7 protein-coding genes are annotated in these 9,902 nt (G+C 52.4%); 1 reads left to right on the top strand and 6 read right to left on the bottom strand.

Translation table 11 applies throughout. The features are described from left to right. Positions 1–73 precede the first annotated feature (73 nt). Positions 74–859, bottom strand: coding sequence for an SDR family NAD(P)-dependent oxidoreductase (locus tag AQR02_RS17890; RefSeq protein ID WP_054941640.1), 786 nt, complete (start codon positions 857–859; stop codon positions 74–76). 257 nt (positions 860–1,116) lie between these two features. On the opposite strand from AQR02_RS17890, the gene AQR02_RS17885 reads away from it, so the two are divergent. Beyond that, positions 1,117–1,791, top strand: coding sequence for a TetR/AcrR family transcriptional regulator (locus AQR02_RS17885; RefSeq protein WP_187388795.1), 675 nt, complete (start codon positions 1,117–1,119; stop codon positions 1,789–1,791). A 147-nt stretch (positions 1,792–1,938) separates the two neighbouring features. On the opposite strand, the gene AQR02_RS17880 is transcribed toward AQR02_RS17885, so the two are convergent. The 5 genes from AQR02_RS17880 to AQR02_RS17860 form a co-directional block, all read right to left on the bottom strand. After that, complete coding sequence (locus AQR02_RS17880; RefSeq protein ID WP_054941639.1) at positions 1,939–2,601, bottom strand: ABC transporter ATP-binding protein; 663 nt, start codon at positions 2,599–2,601, stop codon at positions 1,939–1,941. Beyond that, positions 2,598–4,163, bottom strand: a complete 1,566-nt coding sequence (locus AQR02_RS17875; RefSeq protein ID WP_342447463.1) for an ABC transporter permease — start codon at positions 4,161–4,163, stop codon at positions 2,598–2,600. The genes AQR02_RS17880 and AQR02_RS17875 overlap by 4 nt, the downstream gene beginning before the upstream one ends. 87 nt (positions 4,164–4,250) lie before the next feature. Next, on the bottom strand, positions 4,251–5,342 hold the full coding sequence (locus tag AQR02_RS17870; RefSeq protein WP_054941637.1) for a Fe(3+) ABC transporter substrate-binding protein: 1,092 nt from the start codon (positions 5,340–5,342) through the stop codon (positions 4,251–4,253). Positions 5,343–5,511: 169 nt separating this feature from the next. Then, positions 5,512–5,736 (bottom strand): small acid-soluble spore protein Tlp, encoded by a 225-nt coding sequence (gene tlp / locus AQR02_RS17865; RefSeq protein ID WP_054941636.1) that lies wholly within the window; start codon positions 5,734–5,736, stop codon positions 5,512–5,514. A gap of 109 nt (positions 5,737–5,845) precedes the next feature. After that, positions 5,846–9,853, bottom strand: coding sequence for a bifunctional nitrate reductase/sulfite reductase flavoprotein subunit alpha (locus AQR02_RS17860; protein ID WP_209444177.1), 4,008 nt, complete (start codon positions 9,851–9,853; stop codon positions 5,846–5,848). Between the last annotated feature and the right edge of the window lie 49 nt (positions 9,854–9,902).

Here is a 9,902-nt window from a genome sequence, read left to right as displayed (position 1 = left end):
CGAGCAGGGCCAAGCTCCATCGTGACGAACGTTTACGTAGCTGCTTTGGTTCTGTAGACATCATTTATCCTCCTTATTGTTTGCGGGGGCGGAGCATGCCCCCCACCAGCCGCAGACTCTGTCTGCGGGTCATGAAACGGGAAATCTGAGCCCCCAGATAATTCCGGAATCCAGGAACAACGTACTGTTTCCCTTTTTTCATAGCGCGGAGTGTGACTGCCACTACTCGATCCGGTGTATCCTTCGCACCGACAGAGGCATCCTCCGAGCCCACGACATTGAAGAAATTCGTATCCGTCGAGCCTGGGCACAGAGCAAAAAATTGAACGCCACGGTTACGATTCTCCCACCAAAGGGCATCGGTGAAGGACAAGACAAAAGCTTTGGTGGCCCCGTAGACGGCCATATAAGGCAGCGGCTGAAAGCCTGCGGTAGACGATACATTGATAACAGCGCCCGCTCCCTTTTCCAGCATCCCCGGAAGGAATAAATGAGTCATATCCACTACAGCGGCGACATTAAGCATCACTTCTTCATGCTGGCGCTCACCGGATACTTTCTCGAACAGACCGTGGGTGGCAAACCCTGCATTGTTGACCAGCAGATCAATTTCCAGGTTGAGCTGCTGGCACTTCTGATACAATTCTCCGGCAGCATCTTCCACGGACAGATCCAGGGGAATAACCCGGGACTGAATCCCATAGCTTTGGGTCAATTCGGCTGCAAGTGTATCAAGTCTGCGTTTGGATCTGGCTACAAGCACCAAATGACTGCCTTCCTTTGCCAGTTGTCTTGCAAACTGTTCCCCGATGCCTGAAGATGCTCCGGTGATCAGTGACCATTTCCCTTTAATATTCATGTTTCCCGCTCCTTTGATACGATGTTTTAATTTAGAAACAGCGTTACCTTATCTCCAAAAAAATGATGCCGAATATATATGGGCATAAATTCATTTCGGTAACACTGTTTCCGATGTGAATCATCGTAACCTAGTGGGTGCACATGTGTCAAATCTTTTTTCCAGCGTGATGGATCCATTGACAACCCTACTACAAATGGTTAGAATGCCTGTTATAACCCAGTAACCATGTTTCCTATGAACAACACGATAACCGAATGAAGGTGATTCTTATTCATAACGAAGACAAGCCCTCGCAATCTATGGGGCGGGAGTTAAAAACATATCAGGAGGCCCGTCTGCAGAATACGGAAAATCTCCGTAAGCTTGTAGTTGATGCTGCCGCGGCTATTTTGGAGGAAGAGGGGCCGGAAGCCGTTACCGTACGTAAAGTGTCGCAAAAGATGGGCTGCTCAACCAAGATTATTTACAGTTTGTTCGTCAATAAAGAAGGTTTGGCCCAGCAGCTGTATCTGGAGGGCTGCAAATTGCTGGCACAGCGTTTTGAAGAAGTACCGCCAACCTCTGACCTCTTGCAGCAGCTTCTGGATTTGGGTGAGGCCTTCTGGCAGTTTGGGCAGGCTCATACCAGCTATTACAAGCTGATGTTTGGAGGGGCTTTTGCCGAGTTCAAGCCGGATGCGGAGAGTATGCAGGGAACGATGACAGCCATAAGCCGTCTGCTGATTCTAATCAGCACCGCCCAGCAGCAAGGACAGATTTCAGACCAGGAAGAGACCGGGACCATTGTCAGCACCATATGGGCTTCGCTCCACGGGGTAATCCACCTTTACATGGGCGGGTTCCTTGGCAATGCCGAAGCGGCCCATACCGTTTATAGACAAACCATGGTTTTGCTGTCTCAATCCTTGTTTGCGGTAACCAAGCGATAGGGCTTGAAGGTAGTAGATTAGGTGTGGCCTATCACCCGCGCGGGTAGAGCTATATGCAGAAACAGCCCATCCTTGAAGGCATGGGCTGTTCGGTTTGTTTCAGCACAAGCGCAATAAGCTCGTCGCTAAAATATCAGATGAAAAGAACTAGCCCCTAGTGAATTCCGGCTCTGATTGTAAATGGATAGACCGGTCACTGATGGCTTCGACATCCTGCTGGTCATGGGTAACGAACAGGCAGGTCATTTCAGCTTTCTTCAGGATCGCCTGCAGCTCGGAACGGATCGAGTCCTTCAGCCCCGCATCAAGGTTGCTGAAAGGTTCGTCCATCAGGAGAATGGCCGGCTTCTGCGCGAGCGCCCGGGCAAGGGCCACCCGCTGCTGCTGTCCGCCGCTGAGCTCATGCGGATAGCGCTCTTTGAAATCGCTGAGCTGGACCAGCTCCAGCATTTCCTCCAGCTGCTTGGCGCGCTCTTTCCGAGGAAGCTGGTGGATGGCAAACTCAATATTTTTACGGACACTCATATGTGGGAACAGCGCGTAATCCTGGAATACCATACCGACACCGCGGCGCTCTGGCTGAACAAAGGTCCCTTCATTGACTACAGGTAGACCGTTAATCCGGATTTCTCCACCCGCTGGAATCTCTAGACCCGCGATCAGCCGCAGCAGCGTGCTTTTTCCGTTGCCGCTTGCCCCGACAATGCCGACAATTTCTCCTTTTTCAATGGAGCAGAAGAACCGGTCGATAACTGGGAGGTTCCCCCGTCCATAAGAAAACGAAAGATTGCGGATTTCTACTATACTCATTTATCCCACTTCCTGTCTAAGAGATGCATAACATAAACCGAGATGAAGCTGATGCAGATAATCAGCAGCGACGGGATGGAGGCTTTGAAAATCTGTTCGTCGTTTGCATACCGGTAAGCTTTTGTAGCCAGAGTCTCGAAATTGAAGGGTCTCAGGATTAGAGCAAGCGGCAGTTCCTTGCAGATTTCTACAAAGGTTAAGATGCAGCCGCTCATTACAGCCCCCTTGATTAAAGGGAAATCTACGCTGAAAAAAGTACGCGTCATGCCATGACCCAGCATCCTCGATGCTTCCGTGAACTTCCGCCCTGTTTTCTCAAATCCTACTTCCACAGCATTGTAGCCCGTAGCCATAAACCGGATTACATACCCCATCACCAGCATAGCCAGGGTCAAACTGAGCACGAGCGGTGTTCCGTTAATAGCAAACCCGTGATGAACCGCAGCCCAGACTTTATCGAGCCATAGGAACACGACCAGCACACCGATGGCAATAATGGCTCCGGGTATGGAGTATCCAGCCGTTACGGCTTTGGAGAGAAGAAAGGAAGCGGTAGAACGGGAACGGTTCGTAGCAGCGACAATGAGTGCGAACACCATGATAATCAGGGTGGAAACCGCAGCTACGGATAAGGTCTGGTAGAAAAGATGGACAAAGTCCGCATCCCACACCGTATCGAAGGTCCAGCTGGCCCATACGATGAGCTGCAGGAGAGGAAACAGGAACGATGCACACCATATCAGCAGACAGAAAGTAGTTGCGCTCATTCCGCGTAGTCCTGTAAGGCGTCTTGGCGTCAGCGGCCTGGATTTGCTCGTCGTTGAGCTGTAGGCCCTCCGTTTGCGAATCAGCATCTCCATAAAGAACAGGCCCATCACAATAACCATTAGCCAGGCAGCAAGACGCATAGCCGAATCAGCATCATACATTCCGAACCAGGTCTGAAAAATCGCCGTAGACACTGTATGGATTCCAAAATAACTCGTAACACCGTAATCGCTTAGCACCTCGAAGGTGACCAGGCTGATGCCGCTCGCAAGGGGGGGACGGGACAGCGGGATCGCAACCCGAATAAATATGGACCAGCCGTTTCTTCCGAGAAGCCGGGCATTTTCAATATAGGAAGCGCTCTGTCTTTCCAGGAACGATTTAGTGATCAGGTAGACGTAGGGAAACAGAAACAAGGTAAACAGGGTGACCGCGCCCCTCATGGAGGAGAACGTAATCAGTTCTTGATTGGGGATGATCCCCAGCCCATTCCGCAGGGTGGTCTGGACGACACCGGTGTAGCTGAACATTGTGCTGTACGTAAAGGCTGCAATATAAGGAGGAACCGCCAAAGGCAGCACGAGCGCCCATCTGAAAAAACGCTTGCCCGGAAAATCAAACACCGCTACCAGCCAGGCCAGCGTAACACCGAGCAGTCCTGTCAGTACGGCAACGGTCAATGTCAGCTGAAGCGTTTGGGCGATATATTCTTTGACCAGATACTGCCTGATTTGTACCCAGTTTTCGTTCGGCGCGTCAAAAATGGAGAGAAATACGAAAAAAATGGGCAGCATAATGACTGCTGCCCCCGCTAAGCTCACGATTCGCCACACGCTAAGGTGTCTTTTGATCTGTACCTTTACCGCACTGAGGTTCATCTATTATTTCCAGCCTGTCTTGTTCATGATTTCAATCGCTTTGGCATTGTGAATGCCCAGTGTGTTGAAGTCGATTTTCTGTGCTTTGAAGGTTCCCCAGGATTTGAGCAGTTCAGGCAGTTCTGCTGCAGCATTTACCGGGAACTCGTAGTTTTCATTGGTAACCATAGTCTGAGCTTCCTTACCCGTCAGGAATTCGATCAGTTTCAAGGCATTTTCCTTATTCTTGCTGTTCTTGGTTAAGCCAACGCCGCTGATGTTCACATGAGTGCCCGTTGTTTCCTGGTTCGGGAAAAAGACGCCGACGCTCTGTCCGACCTTCACTTCCTCCGGATCATCCGAATTTAGCAGCAGACCTACATAGTAAGTGTTCATGAGGGCAACATCGCCTACACCGGCAACGATAGCCTTCGCTTGGTCACGATCGTTTCCTTCTGGAGTACGTGCCAGGTTCTCAACCAGACCTTTGGACCATTCCTCCGCTTTCGCTTCGCCGTTCAGTTCTATGAAGGAAGACAACAGAGACTGGTTATACAGGCTAGAAGAGGGTCTGACCAGTATTTTACCTTTCCAGGCCGGACTAATCAGGTCCTCATAGGTTGACAGTTGCTCCGGTTTTATACGATCCTTGGAATATACAATGACGCGGGCGCGTGTGGAAAGACCAATCCACTCATTTTCAGGATCACGAAGTTCTTTCGGCACGTTTTGGTCAATGATGTCGGAAGTTACCGGCTGCAGCAATCCGGCCTGCTTGGCGTTGTTCAATACGCCTCCGTCCACGGTAAGGAACAAATCTGCCTGCGAGCTTTCTCCTTCACGCTTAAGACGCTCAATAAGTTCCTCCGCTTTGCCGTCAATGATGTTTACCTTTATTCCAGTTTCCGTAGTGAATTTCTCATACAGAAGAGCGTCTACGTCGTAACTTCGGGCAGAATAAACATTAACTACCTGCTCTGCAGCCTGTGCAGTCGCGGTCGGTGAACTCTCCTCCGAGTTAACAGCGTTGTTCGCCTTGTTTGCGCTGCAGCCTGCCAGCAGGCCGACAGTCATGATCCCTGTAAGTAATGGAGCCAAAAACTTCCGATTTATCATCTCAAAATTTCCCCCAGTAAATGATTATCATTCTCATTAAGGGATATAATAACTTTAATTATTTCACTATGTCAATAACAATAATTTGCATTATCACTTTTTTTAGAAAAGCGCTGCAGTAAAACGGCGACGCAGCCCTGAAATAGTGGGGCGCGTCGCCAATTTTTGGTTACTCCTGTGAATGTGCGGCTTCGTCCTTAACTTCTTCGCGGAAGCCTTTAATGCTTTCTTTGCGGCGTTCGTTCTTTGCTTCGATTTGCTCCCGTTCTGTGCTGCTGATTTCAGAAGAAAATTCGTTTAAATAGTCTTCAGCTTCATGCAGGTTTTGCATAGTGTGCTGAATGCTTTGCTGTAAATGCTCAACATTGTCTGCACGGTTATCCGGCTTTGCCATTTGTAGATCGCCTCCTGTGATTAGCGCGCCGCAAGGACGCTAACCTGTAGGTTGATCGTTGCCGGACGATTTTATGCATTATTTTGCCTTAAAATCTAACATAGTCTGCTTAATAGACATCCCGCGCATACCGCTTGGATAACGACATTTCTTTTACATATTGATTCGCTTCATCCGCAGTCATGCCGCCGTGCAGCTGGATTACCGTCTTCAGTGCGGCATCTACTTCTTTGGCCATCTGCTGGGCATCTCCGCATACATAGAAGTGCGCGCCTTCTTGAAGCCAGCCCCAGAGCTCGGCTCCATGCTCAAGGATGCGGTGCTGTACATAGATTTTGTCAGGCTGATCACGTGAGAAGGCGGTATCCAGCCGATGCAGGAAGCCTTCCTTCTGGAGAACTTCAAGCTCATTGCGGAAATAAAAATCACTGTCTTCCCGCTGTTCCCCGAAGATCAGCCAATTTTTCCCCTTGGCCCCGGATGCTTTACGCTCTTGCAGGAAGCCCCGGAATGGTGCGATACCAGTACCCGGACCGACCATAATCATCGGGACATCGGGATTAACCGGTGGACGGAAATGGGCATTCTTTTGAATGAAAATGGGAATGTCCGTATCCTCAGTAGCGAGGTCCGCGAGAAATGTGGAGCATACTCCCTTGCGGGCGCTGCCGTTGTTCTCGTAGCGAACGGTGGAAACGGTAATATGAACCTCGTTCGGATTGGCTTTCGGGCTGGAAGAAATCGAATAGAGGCGGGGCTGCAAAGGCTTGAGCTGTTCCAAAAGCTCCTGTGCGCTGAGGGAAACCGGAATTTCCTGCAGCACATCGATCAGCTGACGACCCCACAGCCATTGCTTGAGCTCCGCCGGGTTCTCATTGTCGAGCAGCTTGCTTAACCCGGCATCCTGAGTGCGGTCACGGATGAACCGGAGCATATCCGGTGTCACCCGGGCAATCTCGTAATGATGGAGCAGCGCTTCGGCCACCGGCAGTTTTCCCTGGCCTTTGACCAGCACCGGCGTAGAGGGCTCAATGCCCAGCGTATGCAGCAGATTACGGGCCAGATCAGGGCAATTGGCAGGCCACACGCCCAGAGCATCGCCTGCTTCGAACTGGACCCCTGCAGACGTAAGATCGAAGGCGTAGTGGCGGGTTTCTTTCTCAGATCCGGCCTTGTTCAGATTCTGCTTGAACAGCAATCGTGAAGGTATCGGGTGGTTCCGGTGATATCCGTGCGGTTCTGAACTTGAGGCAACCGGAGCGGATACGGCAAGCTGAGGGGACGAATTACGGCTTGCTTCGGCAGGTACACCGGGCTTCGGGCTGCCTGTAAATCCGCTCAACAATGCCGAAATATCATTCGTCCAGGCATCTGCCTGCTCCTGAAAGTCTGTATCGCAATAGGCACAGTCAAGCAGCTGCTGTGCGCCAAGCTCCGTGAGTCGGGTATCCAGATTCCGCCCGAAGCCGCAAAAGAGATCGTAATTGGAATCCCCAAAAGCAAGTACGGCATAACGCAGATCCTGAAGCCGCGGGGCATTCTCTGCCTGAAGGGATTGGAAGAAGCTTTCTCCATTGTCCGGAGGATCTCCGGCTCCGAAGGTGCTGGCGATGAACAGGGCAAACCGGTTCTTGGCCAGATCGCTCACGGAATATTGGTTCATATTTACGAGCCGTACATCATAACCGGCTTGCTGTAACTTCCTGGCACAGTCAATGGCCGCACCCTCAGCATTCCCCGTCTGTGAAGCCCAAAGAATGGTTACCGGAAGCTTGGCCGTAGCGGTACTCTCCGGCAGCGGGGCAGCCTCTGATGGGTCTGATTCTGTTAGCGTTTCTGTTCTTGCGTAAGCTTCCGCTACGGTAAGCGGGACGCGGGAGAACATGCCTGCTAGCAGGCCGTCTACAAAGAAGCGGGTTGGTGCTTCAAAAGGTGCGTTGGGCGGCAAAGCCGGAATGCCGGAAGCGGACTGGCCGGCCTCCGTGCGCAGGCTGGTGAGGAAGCCGGAGAGATAAGCCTGTTCGTGGCTATCCAGATTTAGGGCTGCGGGGGGTTCAATCCCTAGCAGGCCTGCGAGTGTGTCGAGCTGCTTCATCGTTACGGCCTCCTCAGGGTGGATGGTCTCAGTGCTGGCTGGCTGTGAAGCCGGACTCTGGTCTATGGCCGGTGTATGCAGTTCCCCGCCAGGCTGAACTGCAGCCTTGACTAGTGACACCGAACAGAATTTCAACTCGGGCTGCAAGGACATAGGGTCGACGGCATCATTAGTAACGTCATTGACAGCCAGCTGTGCCCCAAAGACATCATTCCAGTGAAAAGGGGCAAAGCAGTTGCCGGGGCGCACGCGGTCTGAGAGGACTGCCGGAAGAATGGCCAACCCCCGCCGCGAACGGAGCTCAACCGCCTCCCGGTCTTTAATTCCCAGGGATTCCGCATCTTCCGGATGAATTTCCACAAAGGGGCCTGGATTCAATTTATTGAGCTTCTGGACCTTGCCTGTTTTGGTCAGCGTAAGCCATTGATGCTGCAAGCGGCCGGAATTCAGCACAAAGGGATAGTCGCTGTCCGGCAGCTCTGCAGGCGGCATATACGGACGTGCCCAGAATACGGCTTTTCCGCTTTCTGTCGGGAATACGAGATCGGGAGAACTCTTATCTGAAAGCTCTATCCGTGCAGTACCGTCTTGACGGTTCAAGTACCGGATTGGATTCCGGTCGTTCGGCTGATCCGGTGCACTAGGCCATTGTACTGGTGTTTCACGCAGCCGGGCATAGGTGGCCCCGCGCAGGTCATATCCTGTTTTCGGATTCCAGGCTTGCTGGATTTCCGCATAGACCTCTGCCGAAGAAGAGTAGGAAAAGGCTTCAGCATAGCCCATTTCAGCGGCTACCTGTGCGATAAGCTGCCAGTCCGGCATGGCCTCTCCAGGCGGCTTCACGGCTTGCTGCATCAGGGTCAGGTTGCGCTCCGAATTAATCATCACCCCTTCACCTTCAGCCCATAAGGCTCCGGGCAGCAGGATATCCGCATACCGGTTGGTCTCGGTATCCAGGAAGCTATCCTGGGTAATGACAAGCTCCGCCGCTTCCAAGGCAGCGATGACCTTCTTGCGGTTCGGAACGGTAGCCACCGGATTGGTGCAGATAATCCAGCAGGCTTTGATCTTGCCTGTGATCATGCTTTCGAACATGGAGATGGTACCGCCGCTGACATCTGTCCGAAGAGTGCCTTGGGGAATTTCCCACAGCTCCTCTATGAAGCTGCGGTCAGCCTCAGACACCAGAGAACGCTGTCCGGGCAAGCCCGGCCCCATGTAGCCCATCTCCCGGCCGCCCATGGCATTGGGCTGTCCGGTGAGGGAGAAGGGGCCGCTCCCCGGACGGCAGATAGTTCCTGTAGCCAGATGCAGATTACAGATGGCATTGGTGTGCCAGGTGCCGTGAATGCTCTGGTTGAGACCCATGGTCCAGCAGGACATCCACTCCGGAGCCTCACCAATCCACTCGGCTGCCTGACGGATATCCGCTTCCGGGATGCCGGTGATCTCGGAGACTTTATCCGGCGGATAATCCTCCAGGAATTCCTCCATACTCTCAAAGCCCAAGGTGAACCGGGAGATAAAGGCCGGGTCCGTATGTCCGTTCTTAACCAGCAGATGCAGCAGCCCGTTGAGCAGGGCCAGATCCGTTCCAGGTCTGATCTGCATGAACAGGTCGGCCTTCTCGGCCGTTGCCGTCCGCCGGGGGTCAACAACAATCAGCTTTGCGCCGTTCTTCACCCGGTCCATCATCCGCAGGAACAGAATCGGATGACAATCGGCCATATTGGCGCCGATAACGAAGAATAAATCGGTCTGATCCATATCCTGATAGGAACCCGGAGGGCCATCCGCTCCCAGGGAGAGCTTGTAGCCGTTGCCGGCACCAGCCATACATAGACGTGAATTGGATTCAATATTCGGCGTCCGGATGAAGCCTTTGGCCAGCTTGTTAATCAGATACTGGGCCTCCAGCGACATTTGGCCCGATACATATACGGAGAGTGCATCCGGGCCGTGTTCCTCCAGAATGCTGCGCAGCCGCTTCGCGGTCTCGGATATGGCTGCGCTGATTTCCATTTTTACAGGTTCTGTCCCACGGGAGGGGCGGATGAAGGCATACTCCATC

This window comes from Paenibacillus ihuae (assembly GCF_001368795.1).
GTDB lineage: Bacteria > Bacillota > Bacilli > Paenibacillales > Paenibacillaceae > Paenibacillus_AQ > Paenibacillus_AQ ihuae.
This window is presented reverse-complemented; position numbering and strand designations above follow the sequence as displayed.

Bases quoted from the DNA above. Each gene is read 5' to 3' on its own strand.
- AQR02_RS17890 (WP_054941640.1), bottom strand. From the start codon at position 859: ATGAATATTAAAGGGAAATGGTCACTGATCACCGGAGCATCTTCAGGC.
- AQR02_RS17885 (WP_187388795.1), top strand. From the start codon at position 1,117: ATGAAGGTGATTCTTATTCATAACGAAGACAAGCCCTCGCAATCTATG.
- AQR02_RS17880 (WP_054941639.1), bottom strand. From the start codon at position 2,601: ATGAGTATAGTAGAAATCCGCAATCTTTCGTTTTCTTATGGACGGGGG.
- AQR02_RS17875 (WP_342447463.1), bottom strand. From the start codon at position 4,163: ATGCTGCCCATTTTTTTCGTATTTCTCTCCATTTTTGACGCGCCGAAC.
- AQR02_RS17870 (WP_054941637.1), bottom strand. From the start codon at position 5,342: ATGATAAATCGGAAGTTTTTGGCTCCATTACTTACAGGGATCATGACT.
- tlp (WP_054941636.1), bottom strand. From the start codon at position 5,736: ATGGCAAAGCCGGATAACCGTGCAGACAATGTTGAGCATTTACAGCAA.
- AQR02_RS17860 (WP_209444177.1), bottom strand. From the start codon at position 9,853: ATGGAAATCAGCGCAGCCATATCCGAGACCGCGAAGCGGCTGCGCAGC.